Source organism: Chamaesiphon minutus PCC 6605, from assembly GCF_000317145.1.
GTDB lineage: Bacteria > Cyanobacteriota > Cyanobacteriia > Cyanobacteriales > Chamaesiphonaceae > Chamaesiphon > Chamaesiphon minutus.
The window spans coordinates 6,092,536-6,109,683 of record NC_019697.1 but is presented as its reverse complement, the minus strand read 5'-3'; the positions used below and the strand labels follow the sequence as shown (position 1 = coordinate 6,109,683).

Below are 17,148 nucleotides of genomic sequence, written 5' to 3'. Positions count from 1 at the left end.
AGGGTGGATGGGTGGACTGTACCACCGTAGGATGGCGCAGGTAATCAAGAGCAAAAGGATGCTTGCAGCCACTATTGACTCCCCAAAGCGATCGCTGTCGAGATCGTCCAAGCATCAGTTAGTAATAACAAACCAGTTAATATTAATAATGCAAAATACATCCAAGGTTGCGAAAGTGGATAAACATCGGTAGTATCGATCGAGGTATATTGTTGAATCAATCCGACCAATCGATTAAACCCAGCAACTCGCATTGGTAGTAAAAATCCTTCACCACCGCCATTAATAAAATAATAAACCACTCCACCCTGTCCGGTCGTCCGCATTTTTAATTCTTTAACATCGCTCCAAGCTAGGCTCCAGCGTTTGGTGAAAAAACTGGGCACCCACACCGGATAATTGACCTGGATCGATCGATCGTCCACTACCACCCGCTGGCTCAATGCCCCCTGGAGTGCGGTAAATCCCAAGCCGATTCCCACCCATAGCAGCCATGCTGGTACCTCGGCATGGGCAAATGTCGCCAGGAATGGGAGCGGAATCATCAGCGAGATATACAGTAAGCTCAGTGTGATTCTAATTAGTGGTGAAATGTGAAAAATCGTTGGCATTATTGAACAGAGAGTAGGAGAAAGATTGATTCGGAAAAGTGGGCGTTGCTGGCGCGAGGTCTAAAATGTACTGTGGGCGGAATCTGTCGAGCTGTAAAGGCGGGTTTATGCTAGGCGATCTCGATGTTACTGTTCGAGATCGAGCAAACCCGCCCTCCCCACTAGAAGATCTCTAATAGCTTCTTAACTAGAACGATAAAAGTCGATCTTTACCAGGCTCGATCGAGTCCTTGCCCCCAGAACGCGGTAAATTTACTGACGGTAATATCGCCCAAAACTTGGGTCTGACAAGCGAGTCGGAGGTTTCTAGACGGAGTATGGGGTGGGAAGCTACGTCTGGCAGTATCTTTCCAGTTTGGCGCAGATACATCACCTTCGAGCGCGACCGCACAGGTGCCGCAGGTGCCAATGCCCATACAATTGATGATTTTGGCATTACCATTATAGAGATCCACCCCATTGGCGAGTAAAACCTGGCGGAGATTGGCTCCCGATTCACAGGTAAAGTTTTTTCCTTGCGCGGTGACTTGAGGCATAGTGAGGATAGAGGGTAGAAGGGTTTTAAAGTTTTACTTCGTCTTCAGGCAAAATGCTACATTACCTAATAAATTGAAGGCTGCTTCTATTTTCGCGCAATTTATCTCCAGAGTTTAGTCATCCTACTTGCAGCTAAGTTAGGTCGGTACAAATATCGATGGCAATAGATAATGCCTCAAACCTACATCTAGCAAGGTAAAGGTCAGAAAACAATCCAAAATCCACAATCCAAAATCCATGACGATCCAAATCTACGATACGACGCTCCGCGATGGCGCACAACGAGAGGGTATGACTTTGGCGGTTGAGGATAAGCTCAAAATTGCCAGACAATTGGATCGGCTGGGCATACCGTGGATCGAGGGTGGGTGGCCGGGTGCCAATCCTAAAGATGGCGAGTTTTTTCGGCGATTGCAGTTAGAACCGCTGACTCAGGCAGAAGTCGTAGCCTTTTGCTCGACGCGACGTCCGGGCGGACTGGCGGCAGAAGATCGGATGTTAGCGGCGATTATTGCGGCTGGAACGAAGTGGGTAACGATTTTTGGTAAATCTTGGGATTTACACGTTACCGAGGGCTTAAAGACCGATTTAGCCGAGAATCTGGAGATGATTCGGGACTCGATCGAGTATCTAATTTCGCAAGGCAAACGGATAATTTATGATGCCGAACATTGGTTCGATGGTTATTTAGCCAATCCAGAATATGCCATCCAAACTCTGCAAACGGCGATCGCTGCTGGTGCCGATTGGCTGGTCTTTTGCGATACTAATGGCGGTACGCTGCCCCAGGATATCACCGAAATTGTCGATCGCGTCATTAAGACTGTCGATCCTCAACGAGAGCTACAATTTGGCATCCACACTCACAATGATTGCGAACTAGCTGTCGCCAATGCACTCGCGGCGGTGAGTAGCGGCGTGACGATGGTCCAAGGGACGATTAATGGTTATGGCGAACGCTGTGGCAATGCCAATCTCTGTGCGATTATTCCCAATCTCCAACTCAAGTTGGGCTACTCTTGTCTGAGTTCGGCAGATCTGATGCGGTTGACTCAGGTAAGTAGGTACGTCAGCGAAGTCGTCAATATTGCCCCCAACGATTATGCGGCATTTGTCGGGCGGTGTGCCTTCAGCCATAAAGGTGGCATCCACGTCTCCGCTGTCGAGCGCAATCCGCTGACTTACGAACATATCGACCCGCTCCAAGTCGGCAACGAACGCCGGATTGCCATTTCCGAGCAATCGGGATTGAGTAACGTCTTAATTAAAGCCAGCGAGATGGGACTAACTCTGACTAAAGCAGATCCGCGCACCCGGCAGATTTTAGCAAAACTTAAGGAATTAGAATATCAAGGCTACCAATTTGAAGGTGCGGAGGCGAGTTTTGAACTATTAATGCGCGAGATCTTGGGTCAAACTTCGACGCTATTTACGATTCAAGGTTTTCAGGTGCATTGTTCGATCGCCACTCAACAGCATCATTCGCTGGCGACAATTAAGATTGCTGTCGATGGTCAAGATATCCTCGAAGTTGCCGAAGGTAATGGCCCAGTATCGGCTTTGGATGCCGCGTTGCGTAAAGCCTTAAGTCGATTTTATCCAGAATTAGCTAAATGTCATTTGACTGATTATAAAGTGCGGATTATCGACGGTGGGGCGGGCACTGCCGCCATTACGCGCGTTTTGGTAGAATCGAGTAATGGCATCCATCGCTGGACGACGATCGGCGTCTCAGAGAATATCCTCGAAGCATCATATCAAGCTGTCGCCCAAGGCATCGAATACGGGTTGCTGGTGCGATCGCCGCAAATGTGTAGCTTGGTAGAGGGCATGAATATTGGATACGATCGCAAAAAATAAACCTTTCCTAGCATCCCCAATCTTCGATCTCGACCTAATTTGGATCGATCGACCTAAAAACTTCAATAAATAGCTCGATTCGGAGCATAAATCGAGCTATTTTAACAATCCCGATCGACTATTTATTAGTAGTATTGAGTTTCTTTTTCATGCGAAAAGCTGCGGTGCCACCGATTAAGGTACCAATAATTGTAAATGGTTCGGGAACAGAGGTAGGCGCAGTGGTTGCCACTGATGCAGTGAGGAAATCGGACGAAAACGGTACTGAAGTACCAGCCTGGAATACGTCACTTTGAGATACTCCATTCGGTAGGAAACCTAAATTGCTTGCCGATTGGAAAGTTCCAGAAATAGTACCAAAGTTATTAGCATTACTCACCGTGTAAGAAAATATATCGCTAATCTGCGAAGTATTACCATCGGTAAAATAGATGGTGCGAGATAATGGAGTAGATTGATTGAAGTTGAGCCAAGTTCCGGAAAACGATACTGGATTATTACTTCCAGGTAGTGTAAGTGTGCCAGGAGTGCCTCCTTGCTGCAACAAGTTACCGTTGACAGAGAACCCGCTCTCAAAGAAATCAGCAGTAATACTCAAAGTATTATCGGGATTTTCTGTAAAAGCAAAGTTGGCAGCCTGAGCGGGAGCAACAACAAGTGCTGACACAGCCACACAGCCGACAGGGATGAAAACTTTGGCAATTTTAGTGGAACAGATAGAATGTTTCATTATGTTAATTCTTAGTAGTCGGGGGTTTGAAGGATGATGACAATATCGCTATCCGATCCTGTCCTGAGTTTGCGTATAATTTGTCCGGTACTGCTATTTTTACTCAGCCATTTAGCTTAAGTCCAGACAAGTTAGCTAAGTTAGTTAAAAGTTAAAATGCGATCGCGGCCTAATTTGGATCGATCTAAAAACTCCAGTAAAAAGCTCGATTTGGAGCATAAATCGAGCTTTTTTAACGATCGCGATCGAACTATTCTAAATTCACAAACGGATCGAGCATTCAATTCACTTACTCATTGCGATGCCGCGATGCTCGCTACTCCAAATTCAATTTGAAACCGTTTGGGGTGACAATCGGCATGAATATAGTCCAATGCTACTAGTTTTTGTAAAACCTTAGTCGCGCTCTGGGCAATGGTTTCGCGATCGGTTTGACATTCGAGATCGGGAGCGAGGGGAACTTCATAAGCCATATCGATGCCTGTAAAGTTGGGGATGAGTCCGCATCTAGCTTTGGCATACAAACCTTTGACATCGCGCCGTTCGCATACTTCTAGGGGCGAGTTGACATAAACTTCCAGAAATTTGTCACTATTTTGTTTTAATTCTTCCCGAATCGATCGATGGGGTGCGATCGCGGCTACGAGGACTATAACCCCATTTCTACTCAGCAAATCGGCCACAAATCCAATCCGCCGCACGTTCTCGATCCGATCGGCATGACTGAATCCTAACTCTTTTGCTAGATGCTGACGGATGAGATCGCCATCGAGGATTTCTACTTTGAGATTGGCAAGTTGCAATTGTTCGGCTACGACACGGGCGATCGTGGTTTTGCCCGCACCGCTCAAACCCGTAAACCAGATCGTAGCCCCGCGCTCTTGTGACATCTGTTAGTTTCCTTGCTGTGTGGTTTTTAAACTCTTGAAGGAGTTGGAAATCTATCTAACTTTGTTTGCAAATGCGATTTGCTTGACTATTAAGATCGAGTTCCCAGAACGATAGTTCGCTAAATTTATCAAATAAATCTGGTGGTAAAATTGTCGCTCGCGGTTGATAATTAATCTGACGTTTGACAGTATGCAAACCTGGAGTTTTCATCATCGTATCGAATTCTTCTTCTCGATGTAGAGCCAGCGCGCGGCAACTCTGAAACAAAATGAAATATTTGTATATCTGTGAGATAGAAGAAAGCGATCGAGATCGATCGAACTAGCAACTCCAGTAAATAGCTCGATTCGGAGCATAGATCGAGCTATCTGAACGATCCAGATCGACTATTTATGAGTAGTCTTGAGTTTCTTTCTCATGCGGAAGGCTGCTGTACCACCGATTAATGTCCCGACAATGGTGAATGGTTCGGGCACTGCTGTGGCTGGAGCATTGTAGGTAATCGATAATAACCCATTGCCAGAGCGGATGACGTGATTAGAGACGATCGATCCAGCGATCGCACTTTGGTTATAAATCCCGAAGCTGCTGCCGCCTCTACCACCAATGCCGCCACTGCCGCTGGTACCGATACCGTTGTTGCCTGTGACGAGAGCTATATTCCCGTTAACAATGCCGATGCCACTGCCGCCGATGCCGCCAATGCCACCACTGCCGCCACCACCACCACCGAAACCGCCGTCGCCGCCGATACCAAGGACAGCACCGCTAAAGGTACCAACAGGAGGGATGTCAATGACGAAACCGCCGAGGCCGTTGTTACCACCATTACCTCCGCTACCCCCACCGAAACCACCTGGCCCAAAAAAACCTGGGACACTATCCCCTCCGCCAGCACTCAAAAGGATTGTGGGCATTCCATTGAGAATTGTGGTCACAAAAGTGCCACCGCCGCCACCGCCAGCCCCAAAACTGCCGAATGCACCTGGAGTGCCCATCCCACCCATTCCGCCAACTATAATTGTCAACACCTCGCCTTGGGTGAGATTGAAATCGGCTTTTAGCTCGCCACCTTTTAAAGGTGAATTATTATTGCCCGAATTACCACCCTGCCCCCCAAAAGCATCGATCGTGTAAACTCCTGTGGTAGTGATGGTGACAGTATCGAGCCTGCCTGTGTAGTTGAAAGTGCCAGAATTATTATTACTATTATCGAGAGTGAAACTGGCTGCTGCTGCTGGAGCTGGAGCGGCGATCGCATACAATGCAGCGGTCGTGACTGCACCTGCTACGGCTTGGGCACAGCCTTTTTTGATTTCATACATATCTTTTAGTCTTGCTGTTGCAATCTGAGAAATTGAGGGGTTGAGATCGAAACTATGATGTAAAAAACTCGCTCGAAGACCCGTGCCATTAACTAACGTGAGTTCTTAAGGATTTGCGCTTAATGACTCCTAGCTTCGTTTATGCACCGCCCTCAAATGAATTTGGGGCTAAAAGCAAAAGTTCGTTGAAACGAACTAAGTGATTTGGCAGTTCGTTGAAACGAACTTTTGCTTTTAGCCCGAACTTATAGTTCAGGGCGGTACTTGAGCGGAGCAGATCGATTTTTCTTATCCCGAACTCACGTTAACTAACCAAATCCAGCAACGCCAGTATTTGTGATGTATCTCCGCGATCGAGTTTGAGTATAATTTGTTGTATGCTGCTATTCTGAATCAGCCATTTAGCTCAAGTCCAGACAAGTTAGCTAAGTTAGTTAAAAGTTAAGATGCGATCGCTGGTATAGCAGTAGCGATCGAGTGTAGACTGCATAAGTCGAATAGATCGGGCACGCTGTAGAGCTAGCGTTCCAGACTGCGAACTCAAACATTAATCACACATGGCAGCGCGAAAAAATAGCCGGAGACGGGGCGTAATTTTAACAGCCACAGGCTATCAAAAACTCCAAACAGCAAGATTGGAGCGCGAACTGACTGCTAATTTTGGCGTGCGGTATACCAATGAAGAATTGAGTAACCTGACGAAACTCTCGCTGATGACACTCGCCAAAATTTTCACTGGCGCACCCGACGGGATCGCCACTACAAAGCCAATTCCAGTAGACAAACAGACGATCGATCTGTGTTTTTCGGCCTTTAATCTGACCCTAGATCGTGCTGACTATCTCTATCCAGATGAGTCCGCACCAATTGTCCCAGTGGTGGAGCCAGCAATTTTATCGTCCCATAGCGATTGCCGCAGCACCTTCGATCGCGGTGAAGCACCAGATGTGTCAATTTTTTACGGACGAGCGGGAGAATTAGCGCGATTAGCCCAGTGGATAAATATCGATCGATGTCGGTTGGTAGCGATTTTGGGCATGGGTGGGATCGGTAAAACTACCCTCGTCACCAAACTCGCGCAACAGTTGCAACCGGAATTTACGACGATCGTCTGGCGATCGCTGCGTAACGCTCCAGTATTAACCGATCTCCTCCCAGAACTAATCGAGATTTTTTCCAATAAAGCCGAGATCGTCTCGCCCGCAATCGATCTGTCCGCGCAAATTACCCGCTTGCTAGAGTGTTTCCGCCAGCAACGGTGTTTGTTGATTTTGGACAATGCCGAAGCCGTCATCCAAAATCGGGATGACGAGCGCATCGATCCAGGCTATGCCGAACTCTTCGGACGAATTGGCGCATCCCCACATCAGAGTTGTCTGCTCGTCACCAGTCGCGAAAAACCAGTCGCGATGATTCCCTTAGAGGGGGCGCAATTAGCCGTGCGATCGCTAGTACTCTCAGGACTGACGGCTAGCGATAGCGATTTGCTGTTCGATGCCAAGGGGTTATCTAGATCGCTCGTTGGGAGAGCGCGATTGTTGTCACTCTATAGTGGCAATCCCCTCGCCTTAAATATTGTCTCGACCTCCATTTGCGATTTATTTGATGGGGATATCGATGGCTTTCTCGATACTGATGCGGGGATATTCGAGGATATTTGCCAATTGTTAGACCAACAATTCGCACGGCTATCGCCGATAGAAACCGTGGTCATGTATTGGTTGGCAATCGAGCGGGAGTGGTTATCCCCCGCCGATTTAGCTGGCGATATCGTGCCAGCGACGACCAAACAGACGGTATTAACTGCCTTTTCATCCTTGGGACGACGATCGCTCATCGAACACAATCGCGGTAAATTCACCCAACAAGCAGTGGTGATGGAATATGTGACGGCAAAATTTATCGATCGCGTCACCGCCGAACTCAGTAATTGGGACATGCAGCAGCCACCCCCAACCCTACCCCTATGGCTGTCCCATCCGCTCGTAAAATCGCAGTCGCCCACATATATTCAAGCGATCCAAAAACGTCTGATTCTCCAGCCTGTGGCGAGTCAATTGAAATTACAATTCCGGCAAATATCGGCATTAGACGGCTACATGCGATCGATTCTCGCCAGTATCCGCACTTGTTACCCAGACATCCCCCATTATGGCGGTGGAAATCTGCTCAATCTCCTCCGCCATTTACAAATCGAGTTAACTAGTTACAACTTTGCCGGATTGACGATGTGGCAAGCCGACATGCAGGGCGCGACTCTGCACGATGTCAATTTTAGCGATGCCGATCTGTCCAAATCCTTATTTACGAATACCTTTGGCTGGGTATGGGCGATCGATTTTAGCCCTGACTCGCAGCTAGCAGCGACTGGCGAGACGAGCGGCGATATCCGCTTGTGGCAAGTGGGTAGTGGAGAATTACTCCACAAATCGTCGGGACATACAAGTTGGGTGTGGGCAGTGAGATTTAGTCCAGACGGTCGGGTGCTAGCTAGTGCCAGCCAAGATGGGACGATAAGGCTATGGGATGTCCGGGCTAATCGACTGATGCGGGTTTTACAAGCAAGCCGTCCGGTATTGTCGCTGGACTTTCATCCTGACGGGCAGTTACTCGCCACTAGCGACGATGCTGGCGCGATGAGCATTTGGGATATTGCCAGCGGGACGATTGAGAGTACTTGCGCCGCCCATCTCCAGCAAGTGTTTTCAGTCAGATTTAGTCCCGATGGTCGGTTGATTGCCACTGGTAGCGATGATAATACTGTCAAAATTTGGGATGTTGCGACTGGCGATTTGTGCGGTCGCTTGACCGAGCATACGCGGCAAGTCTGGACGGTGCGATTTAGTCCCGTTCGCGGAGCGTCTCCAGAGGAGAATGGTCAGTTACTCGCCACTGGCAGTAGCGATGGGACGATTAAACTGTGGGATCTTACAACGGTCGCGATCGTGGCAACTTTGCCGGGATATCCTGATTGGATGATGTCGATCGATTTTAGTCCAGACGGTCGGCTATTAGCGACGGGGAATAGCACTAATGATGTCAAAATTTGGGAGATCGATCGGATTCGTGCGAACGATGCGCCACCGACAGCCATCGCCACGCTCCACGGACATACCTCCCTAGTTTCGCTGCTGAAATTTAGTCCCGATGGTAAATTATTGGTCACAGGTGGAGTCGATCGATCGATTCGATGGTGGAGTACGACTACTTGGCAAGAGCTGTCGCGGTGGGTTGGCTATACCAATCGGATTCAATCGGCGATATTTACGCCAGATGGGACACAGATCGTTAGTAGTTCGCAGGATGGCATCGTCAGAGTCTGGGATGTGCGAACTGGAGATCTCGTTCGATCGCTCAGAGGACACGATCCGGGTCTGATCCTGATGGTGGCTTACAATCCGCATTCTGGATCGATCGCGAGTGCCAGCGAGGATCGTACCGTCAAGATCTGGGATGCCGCCACGGGCGATTTAGTCCGTACCCTAGCTGCCGATCGTCAGGCGGTGTGGTCGGTGAAATTTAGTCCCGATGGTAAACTCCTCGCTAGTGGCTGCGGGGAAGGTCGAGTGCGGTTTTGGACGGAGACAGGGGAGTTAGCTGCGACTTTGCTCGGTCATAGTAGAGTGGTCAGATCGATCGTGTTTAGTCCTGAGGGGCAACTCATGGCAACGGCGAGTTTCGATCTCTCGTGGCGGTTGTGGGATGTGAAAACCAGAGAGCTAATTCACGCGCAGACAGATTATAGTAACCTGATTTGGGATTTGGCATTTAGCCCTAATGGTCGCTTTTTAGCTGTGGGTGCTGGTGTTGCTAATGTCGCGCAATTATGGGATGTGCCCGCATGTCAATTAGTCCGAGAGTTTGCCGGACATACTCAAGATATCTTAGCCATTGAATTTAGCCCCGACGGTCGCTATCTAGCAACTGGTTCGGCCGATCGCACGATTAAAATTTGGGAAGTTGAGACGGGAACGGTATTACAGACCCTCATCGGACATCTCGATCGCGTTAATTCACTCAGTTATAGTCCAGATGGTCGCATAATCGTTAGTGGGAGTGACGATGAGACGATTAAAGTCTGGGATCTGGCTACTGGAGAGTGTCAGCGAGCGTACACAGCACCAGCACCGTATCTATCAATGAATATTTCTGGTGTAACTGGGTTAAGTGCTGCGGCGATCGATTCATTAAAAATGCTCGGAGCAATTTGCGCCTCGTAATGGCGCGTGCAGAGACTAACCGCTACTTTAACGATCGCAGGATTCATGCAACAGGTCTAATTTTTTTGTTGAAAAACAGCAATAATACACTTCAAATCGGCAACACCGCACGATCGACTGCGAGCCAAAGTATCCTGCTTCTAGTTGTCAACACTCAGAGTGTCAAAAATTTTATCTGCTCCCTATCTCCTATTCCCGATTCGCTAATCCCTAAATTCTGTCAGAATTCAAATAGTGTGAGATCTTTTGTTGCAAGCGAGGTAATCTGTGGATCTAGGTCTGAAGACGACGGTAACAGCCATTCCAATCGAGCTACAGACTGATGAGGACGATCGCTCGACTACGCTCCAACGCATTCCTACCAGCGAGATTCGCCGCAGTCTCAAGGCATCCTCGATCGATGGAGTATTCGCCGCGATCTTTTCTAACCTTACTGGTGGTGTCTTACTGAGTAATTTCTTAGTCGATCTTCAGGCAAATTCCTTTGAAATCGGGATTTTGGCAGCAATTCCGATGCTCTCCAATATCGTCCAACCTTTAGGAGCTTGGTGGGGCGATCGATTGCAGAGTCGGCTATGGTTTTGTTCGGGTATTTATCTGCCATCGCGATTGGTGTGGCTATTCCTGCTCGTTGGCATGTGGCTTTACAGTCAGCATCAGATCGACGATCGCACGATGGCGATCTGGACGATGCTGGTAGTAGCTCTGAGTCATATATTAGGCGGTTTGGGAAGTGCGACTTGGTTGAGCTGGATGGCGGCTTTGGTGCCCAGACAATTGCGCGGTCGTTATTTTGGCATTCGCAATACAATCTCTAATCTCACCAGTCCGATCGTCGTGGCGATCGCGGGTTTTTTGGTAGCCAGCTATCCTAGCGGTGAGTTAGCAGGATTCGCGATCGCCTTAGCCGTCGGCCTCGTCGCAGGCATAATCAGTCTGATTTGTCAATGGCAAATGGTCGATGTCAATCCGCAAGATCGGTTAAGGGTAGGCACCAATAAGATGAAGGAGCGTTCTCCCTCGGCGGCAGTAGCCATCGTCTCCCCACCCGAATCCGCACTCGCCACGATCGGCAAAGATCCGTATTTTCAGGGCTTTCTGTGGTGTTTGGGTGCCTGGACATTCGCGCTCAATCTCAGCGCGCCATTTTTTAATCTGTATCTACTTCAGGATTTATCGATCGATGTCGGCTGGGTGACACTCTATAATAGCTTGACATCGGTAGCCAGTCTCGCGCTGCTAATCCCCTTCGGTCGTTGGAGCGATCGCATCGGCAATCGGCTCCCATTAGTAATTATGGGGCTAGTAATGACGATGTTGCCCTTGTTATGGCTGGGAGTGGGTAAAGATTCGCTTTCGTTGTGGGTGGGTTTGCCCCTACTATTCATTGTCAATGGTGGCGCGAGTGCCGCGATCGATCTGAGCATTAACAATCTCCAGATTGAAATCGCGCACAAACATCATCAGGCTCAATATTTTGGCATTGCCGCTGCTGTTGCAGGCATTAGCGGTGCAGCGGGTACCGTCGCTGGCGGCGGACTCGATCTCATCAATCCAGTGGGTGGCTTGACTAGTTTATTCGTGATTTCTAGCATTCTGCGCCTGTTAGCCCTGACCCCGCTACTACTACTCAAGCATGAAGGAGAAAGATCTTTTCTAGAACAACTTTTAGATTTTAATTGGTTGGCACGATTGACCGATCGATCGAATTCGGTTTAGTTATCATTCATCCCAATTTAAGGGTAGATGACTGATTTGTGAAGGTTGCAAAGTCTAGTAAAGTTGTGGTTACGGAGATTGCCCTTTTAAGCTACAATAAGGTACATAACTACTATATTTACTATGAGCCTTAATGTCGTTCATCTAGTGGGCAGAGTTGGTGGCGATCCAGAAATGAAATATTTTGAATCTGGCACCCAGCTCTGTACCCTCACCCTAGCTGTCAATCGTCGTAGCAAAAACCAAGATCAGCCCGACTGGTTCAATCTTAAGATCTGGGGTAAGACTGCTGAAATTGCCAGAAACTATGCTAAAAAAGGCAGTCAAATCGGCGTCAAAGGCTCTCTAGAAGTCGAAACGTGGACGGATAAAGCGACAGGTACCGAACGCTCTCGTCCCGTAATTAAGGTTGATACTCTGGAGCTACTTGGCTCGAAGAGAGACAGTGCCGAGGCATTACCAGATTATACTTAGCTCGCGATTGCTATAGTGCTTAGTTTGAACCAAGGGTACCCACAAGGGGCACCCCTACAAAACCGATCTGTAGGGGTGCCCCTTGTGGGTACCCTTAGATCTACACTAAGCACCAGTAGTTAAATACTGGCACAGATGTAAGTAAATATCTCAAACGGCAACTTTGGCATTTTGTTGAATGTTCCACAGTCCTGCATAGATACCCAGCTCGGCTAACAATTCATCATGAGTGCCAGCTTCAACTAATTGTCCGCGTTCCATGACATAGATGCGATGGGCATTGCGGATTGTCGAGAGACGGTGGGCGATCGCAATTGTAGTCCGATCGAGTGTAATCTTGTCTAAAGATCTTTGAATTGCCGCTTCGGTTTCATTATCGACAGCCGATGTGGCTTCATCGAGAATTAAGATCGGTGGATTTTTGAGCACCGCTCGTGCGATGGCAATGCGTTGGCGTTGTCCGCCAGATAATTTCTGTCCTCGTTCGCCGACAATGGTATCGTAACCAGCAGGTAATAGATCGATAAATTCATCAGCTTCAGCAATTTTAGCAGCAGCAATAACCTCATCTAGTGTGGCATCGGGAGTGCCATAAGCGATATTTTCGCGCACGGAACCATGGAATAAAAACACATCTTGGCTGACTAATCCGATCGATCTGCGTAAGTCTACCAGATGTAAATCGCGAATATTAATGCCATCTAAAGTAATCTCGCCCGACTGAATTTCATAGAGTCGTAATAAGAGTTTTACTAACGTACTTTTGCCCGAACCTGTCGCACCGACGATCGCGATCGTCTGTCCGGCAGGAATTTTTAATGATAACTCTTTGACCACAGTCGAACGATCGGGATACGCAAAAGTGACATTTATTAGCTCGATTTCGCCTCGAACATGTGGTAGAGATCGAGTTCCCGAATCAATCGCGATCGGTGTATCTAATAAATCCATCACCCGATTCGTCGAAGCCATGCCGCGTTGATAAAGATCTAATGTCTCGCCCAAACGCGTCAGCGGCCATAATAAGCGTTGAGTGAGATAGATCAGGATACTATAAGTACCGACGCCTAATTGACCGTTAACAGCCGCAATTCCACCAAATAATAGCGTCATTGTAAAGCTGAATAACACCGCCATCCGAATTAAGGGGACGAATGCCGCGCTGACGGCGATCGCGCGTCGATTGCTCTGACGATAGGCTTCACTGTCGGCACGGACTCGATCGAGTTCGTAAGATTCGGTGGTAAAACTTTTGATCGTCGTAATTCCGCCTAAGTTATTAGCAAGCCGACCATTTAATAAGCCAACTTTTTCACGAACGTTCGCATAATAAGGTGCTAGCTTTTTTTGGAACCAAATCGAGCCGATAATAATAATCGGAATCGGCACTATCGACCACCAAGCTAAGCTCGGAGCCAATACGAAAAATACACCGCCGATAACGATCGCATTCGTCACCACTTGAATGATTTCATTCGCCCCGACATCTAAAAATCTTTCTAACTGGTTGATATCATCGCCCAAAACTGCCATCAAGTTTCCCGTACTTTGATTTTCAAAATATGCTAGTTCTAATTGTTGGATGTGCCCATAAGCATCGAGCCTAAGATTGTGTTGGATTTTTTGAGAAAGATTGCGCCAAAGATTGGTATAAATATATTGAGAAAGCGATTCTAGCACCCAAACTACGACAGTAATAACTGTTAAAATTATTAACTGCTGTTCCACATTCCGAATTCCTAGCGTCGCCAGGAATGAATCTTGTTTTTTAACCACGACATCGACCGCAATCCCGATTAAAATTTCTGGGGCAACATCGCAGAGCTTATTAAATACTGATGAAATTGTAGCTTGCCATGTTTGTCTGCGATATTGCCGCCCATAAGTTAATAATCTCTGGAGGGGATGAAGGTTGCTATTCATGCGTCGATCTAAATTTTGCACTCTTTCTTATGGTAATGCCTGCCCTTTTAATTTTCGACATACTTTTACCGATTTATTTAGCCACATCGGGCAATTGCTCAATGTCCCTAATTTAGATTGGGCGCAAAAGTAGCTACTTAGGATCTCAATCTGGGGACTGGATGCTACGGGCGATCGCCGACAATTGGTAAGATCGACAGCGAGCCATATATTAAACGTGTGGTAATAACTGCTGATAGCGATGAGTGAGAGTGTCGCTGATTCCCCCGCTCCCTGCAAAATAGTAACTTTATTTACGTCTAATAATACTACTCTAGGAAATATCTGATGGAAAGCTGGCAAGCGATCGTCTCATTGGCGATCTTTATAGGTGTAATTGGGTCGATTGCTTTGGAATGGGTGCATCTGACGATCGCAGGATTGCTCGGTGCTTTGCTACTAGTCGTTTTAAATATTTTGACCCTAGATGAGGCGATCGGTTATATCGCCAAAAGTCACCCGACGCTGGGCTTGTTTTTCGGTGTGATGGTGATGGTGCGGACATTACAGCCGACGCTGGTGTTTGAATATTTGGCAACCCAAATGGTGTTGTGGTCGCAGGGGAAGGGTAAGCGGCTGCTGCTGGGGATTGTAGCCATCACCACGCCGATTTGTGCGGTATTGCCCAATGCCACGACAGTGATGCTGCTAGCACCATTGATTCCGCCGTTGGCGCAAGAGATTGGCGTAGATTTCGTACCGTTGCTAATTTTGATGGTATTTATCGCCAATAGTGCGGGATTGTTGACGATAGTCGGCGATCCGGCGACATTTATCGTGGGTAGCTCGATCGATTTGACTTTTGTGGAGTATCTGCAACGGCTGAGTTTCGGAGGCGCAATTGCCGTTCTGACAGTCGTGGTAACTCTCCCATTCTTATTTAAAGGCATTTGGCGGATGGAACTGCCCGATCTGGATAACTTACCCCGAATTACGCTTAAATATCCACGCATGTTGCTACTCGGCGGGGGGACTATGCTGCTGGTAATGATTTTTTTTGTAATAGGTGAAATGTTACCCATACCAATTTCGCCAGCAACGGCAGCATTGCTAGGCGGAACGCTGTGTCTGCTCTGGGCGCAACAGATCGAAGTTGACTCGATCGACAATATTTTACGCGATGTGGATTGGAGTACGTTGCTGTTTTTTATGAGTATTTTCGTGCTGATTGGGGGTCTGCAAAAAACTGGTGTAATTAGCAGTCTGTCGATCGTTTTAGCACTGCTGCTGGGTAAAAATATCGCGCTGGGGTCGATCGTTTTACTATTTAGTGTCGGGCTGCTGTCTAGTGTGATTCCTAATATCCCCTTGGTAGTAGCGATGGTGCCGCTACTTCAGGAATATTTAGTCAATGCTGGATTTGTGGGTGCAGAAATCCTGCGCCCTGGTGCGAATGTGGCGTTACCGCCAGTGGTGCTACCGTTGTTCTATGCCATGATGTATGGGGCGACGCTCGGCGGCAATGGGACGCTAATTGGGGCGTCGGCGAATATTGTCGCGGCGGGGATTTCTGCGCACCATGGTGCGCCGATTTCGTTTCGCCGATTTCTCGCTTATGGGTTGCCGACTATGGGCTTGCAATTGGTGGTCTTGGCTACCTATGTGAGTATTGCTTTTTTGAGATAGCGTCCGTAGACTACTTGCGAAAGTCAGTTTCTCCTTGTAAAGAGGCTACACAGTCTCGAAAACAGACGCGCCACGATCGCGATCGCGGTCTAGACTGAGAATGGCTTAGTTTTAAAATCTGACTCGTGGCTAAAATTACTAAAAATTCGATTAAAGTTGGTTCGCTAGAATGGTTTTATGGCGAACTCTCCCCAACTGGCTGGGAAAATCCGCAGACGGCGATCTTGTTGCACGGCTTGCCTTCGCAAAGCTTAAGTTGGACGGGATTGATGCCCCCTTTAGCCGAAAATGGGATTCGATCGATCGCGCCAGATTGGATCGGTTTTGGTAATTCGAGCAAGCCCGAAAAACGAGATTTTGCCTATACTCCAGATGCCTTTACGACCGCTTTTACCGAGCTAGTGGATAGTTTGAATCTCGATCGAGTTTCCCTAGTCGTGCAGGGCTTTTTAGGTACCGTAGGCATCCAATACGCGCTCCGCAATCCCGATCGAGTAGACAAGTTAGTCATTCTCAATACACCATTGACGACAGGGCTTAAATTACCTTGGCAGTTACAGCAGTTGGGGCTACCTGTGGCAGGGGAAATGCTTACTCAAGATCCGCTCTCTGTCGAGCGGACATTAGAAGCTGGCTGCAAACACGTCATCGAAGACAAGTATCTCGAAGCTTACCGCAAACCATATCTTAAAAGCTCCGCTCCCGGTCGATCGTTGCTAGCAACGATTCGCAATCTCCGACTCAAGGAAGTGATGACAGAGATCTCGACAGGACTTCCCAACCTCGATCTCCCGATTCAGATCGTCTGGGGTGTCGAAGATCCTTGGCTCACTCTCGCATCGGCACAAGCTTGTGCTAAATCTTTGAAACGAGGAGAATTAGTCACACTTCCCACCGCAGCACATTATCCTCAAGAACATTGGTATGCGGAGATTAAAGCACCAGTAATTCAATTTTTGCGCCGTCAAGACTAGGGCTTTAGTGATAAGAGAGGGGCTTGGGATGAGGTATGAAACGAGCGCAGTGGCGATCGAACATCGATCGGGTTAAATATAGATGGTGGGCACTTCCCACCCTACTACGTTGCTATCTTGTGCGCTAAAGCCTAAAGCCTAAAGCCTAAAACCTAAAGCCTATCCCCTACACAAAGGTAGAAAATCTTACATCAATTATTAAGAGGCCAAGAGCTAAGT

General features: G+C 47.9%; 13 protein-coding genes. 6 read left to right on the top strand and 7 right to left on the bottom strand.

Annotated features, from left to right (window positions below):
- Window positions 1-71: 71 nt before the first annotated feature.
- Window positions 72-611, bottom strand: coding sequence for a hypothetical protein (locus CHA6605_RS27980; RefSeq protein ID WP_015162720.1), 540 nt, complete (start codon window positions 609-611; stop codon window positions 72-74).
- A 209-nt stretch (window positions 612-820) separates the two neighbouring features.
- On the bottom strand, window positions 821-1,147 hold the full coding sequence (locus CHA6605_RS27975; protein WP_015162719.1) for a 2Fe-2S iron-sulfur cluster-binding protein: 327 nt from the start codon (window positions 1,145-1,147) through the stop codon (window positions 821-823).
- Between the two features lie 238 nt (window positions 1,148-1,385).
- Between CHA6605_RS27975 and cimA the strand changes: the two genes are divergently transcribed.
- Window positions 1,386-3,008 (top strand): citramalate synthase, encoded by a 1,623-nt coding sequence (gene cimA, locus CHA6605_RS27970; protein ID WP_015162718.1) that lies wholly within the window; start codon window positions 1,386-1,388, stop codon window positions 3,006-3,008.
- A gap of 118 nt (window positions 3,009-3,126) precedes the next feature.
- Here the strand turns inward: cimA and CHA6605_RS27965 are convergent, their stop codons facing one another.
- From CHA6605_RS27965 to CHA6605_RS34700, 4 genes are all read right to left on the bottom strand, one after another.
- Window positions 3,127-3,738, bottom strand: a complete 612-nt coding sequence (locus CHA6605_RS27965; RefSeq protein WP_015162717.1) for a PEP-CTERM sorting domain-containing protein — start codon at window positions 3,736-3,738, stop codon at window positions 3,127-3,129.
- 293 nt (window positions 3,739-4,031) lie between these two features.
- On the bottom strand, window positions 4,032-4,628 hold the full coding sequence (gene cysC, locus CHA6605_RS27960; protein WP_015162716.1) for an adenylyl-sulfate kinase: 597 nt from the start codon (window positions 4,626-4,628) through the stop codon (window positions 4,032-4,034).
- A 55-nt stretch (window positions 4,629-4,683) separates the two neighbouring features.
- The gene (locus CHA6605_RS34705) at window positions 4,684-4,896 is read right to left on the bottom strand and encodes a hypothetical protein (protein ID WP_157260127.1); all 213 of its coding nucleotides are present in this window, start codon (window positions 4,894-4,896) and stop codon (window positions 4,684-4,686) included.
- 119 nt (window positions 4,897-5,015) lie between these two features.
- On the bottom strand, window positions 5,016-5,954 hold the full coding sequence (locus CHA6605_RS34700) for a PEP-CTERM sorting domain-containing protein (RefSeq protein WP_015162715.1): 939 nt from the start codon (window positions 5,952-5,954) through the stop codon (window positions 5,016-5,018).
- A 557-nt stretch (window positions 5,955-6,511) separates the two neighbouring features.
- Between CHA6605_RS34700 and CHA6605_RS27950 the strand changes: the two genes are divergently transcribed.
- The 3 genes from CHA6605_RS27950 to CHA6605_RS27940 all read left to right on the top strand — a co-directional run bounded on the left by CHA6605_RS27950 (window position 6,512) and on the right by CHA6605_RS27940 (window position 12,367).
- Window positions 6,512-10,174, top strand: coding sequence for a WD40 repeat domain-containing protein (locus CHA6605_RS27950; protein WP_015162714.1), 3,663 nt, complete (start codon window positions 6,512-6,514; stop codon window positions 10,172-10,174).
- A 267-nt stretch (window positions 10,175-10,441) separates the two neighbouring features.
- Window positions 10,442-11,893, top strand: coding sequence for an MFS transporter (locus CHA6605_RS27945; RefSeq protein ID WP_015162713.1), 1,452 nt, complete (start codon window positions 10,442-10,444; stop codon window positions 11,891-11,893).
- A gap of 123 nt (window positions 11,894-12,016) precedes the next feature.
- The gene (locus tag CHA6605_RS27940; protein ID WP_015162712.1) at window positions 12,017-12,367 is read left to right on the top strand and encodes a single-stranded DNA-binding protein; all 351 of its coding nucleotides are present in this window, start codon (window positions 12,017-12,019) and stop codon (window positions 12,365-12,367) included.
- Between the two features lie 150 nt (window positions 12,368-12,517).
- Here CHA6605_RS27940 and CHA6605_RS27935 read toward each other — a convergent pair whose 3' ends face one another.
- A complete protein-coding gene (locus CHA6605_RS27935; RefSeq protein WP_015162711.1) occupies window positions 12,518-14,290 on the bottom strand; it encodes an ABC transporter ATP-binding protein in 1,773 nt (590 codons plus the stop codon).
- Between the two features lie 327 nt (window positions 14,291-14,617).
- Here CHA6605_RS27935 and CHA6605_RS27925 point away from each other — a divergent pair, with 327 nt between their 5' ends.
- Both CHA6605_RS27925 and CHA6605_RS27920 read left to right on the top strand, forming a co-directional pair.
- Window positions 14,618-15,955, top strand: a complete 1,338-nt coding sequence (locus CHA6605_RS27925; protein WP_015162710.1) for an SLC13 family permease — start codon at window positions 14,618-14,620, stop codon at window positions 15,953-15,955.
- A 125-nt stretch (window positions 15,956-16,080) separates the two neighbouring features.
- The gene (locus CHA6605_RS27920) at window positions 16,081-16,929 is read left to right on the top strand and encodes an alpha/beta fold hydrolase (RefSeq protein ID WP_015162709.1); all 849 of its coding nucleotides are present in this window, start codon (window positions 16,081-16,083) and stop codon (window positions 16,927-16,929) included.
- Window positions 16,930-17,148 lie beyond the last annotated feature (219 nt).

Bases quoted from the DNA above. Each gene is read 5' to 3' on its own strand.
- CHA6605_RS27980 (WP_015162720.1), bottom strand. From the start codon at position 611: ATGCCAACGATTTTTCACATTTCACCACTAATTAGAATCACACTGAGC.
- CHA6605_RS27975 (WP_015162719.1), bottom strand. From the start codon at position 1,147: ATGCCTCAAGTCACCGCGCAAGGAAAAAACTTTACCTGTGAATCGGGA.
- cimA (WP_015162718.1), top strand. From the start codon at position 1,386: ATGACGATCCAAATCTACGATACGACGCTCCGCGATGGCGCACAACGA.
- CHA6605_RS27965 (WP_015162717.1), bottom strand. From the start codon at position 3,738: ATGAAACATTCTATCTGTTCCACTAAAATTGCCAAAGTTTTCATCCCT.
- cysC (WP_015162716.1), bottom strand. From the start codon at position 4,628: ATGTCACAAGAGCGCGGGGCTACGATCTGGTTTACGGGTTTGAGCGGT.
- CHA6605_RS34700 (WP_015162715.1), bottom strand. From the start codon at position 5,954: ATGTATGAAATCAAAAAAGGCTGTGCCCAAGCCGTAGCAGGTGCAGTC.
- CHA6605_RS27950 (WP_015162714.1), top strand. From the start codon at position 6,512: ATGGCAGCGCGAAAAAATAGCCGGAGACGGGGCGTAATTTTAACAGCC.
- CHA6605_RS27940 (WP_015162712.1), top strand. From the start codon at position 12,017: ATGAGCCTTAATGTCGTTCATCTAGTGGGCAGAGTTGGTGGCGATCCA.
- CHA6605_RS27935 (WP_015162711.1), bottom strand. From the start codon at position 14,290: ATGAATAGCAACCTTCATCCCCTCCAGAGATTATTAACTTATGGGCGG.
- CHA6605_RS27925 (WP_015162710.1), top strand. From the start codon at position 14,618: ATGGAAAGCTGGCAAGCGATCGTCTCATTGGCGATCTTTATAGGTGTA.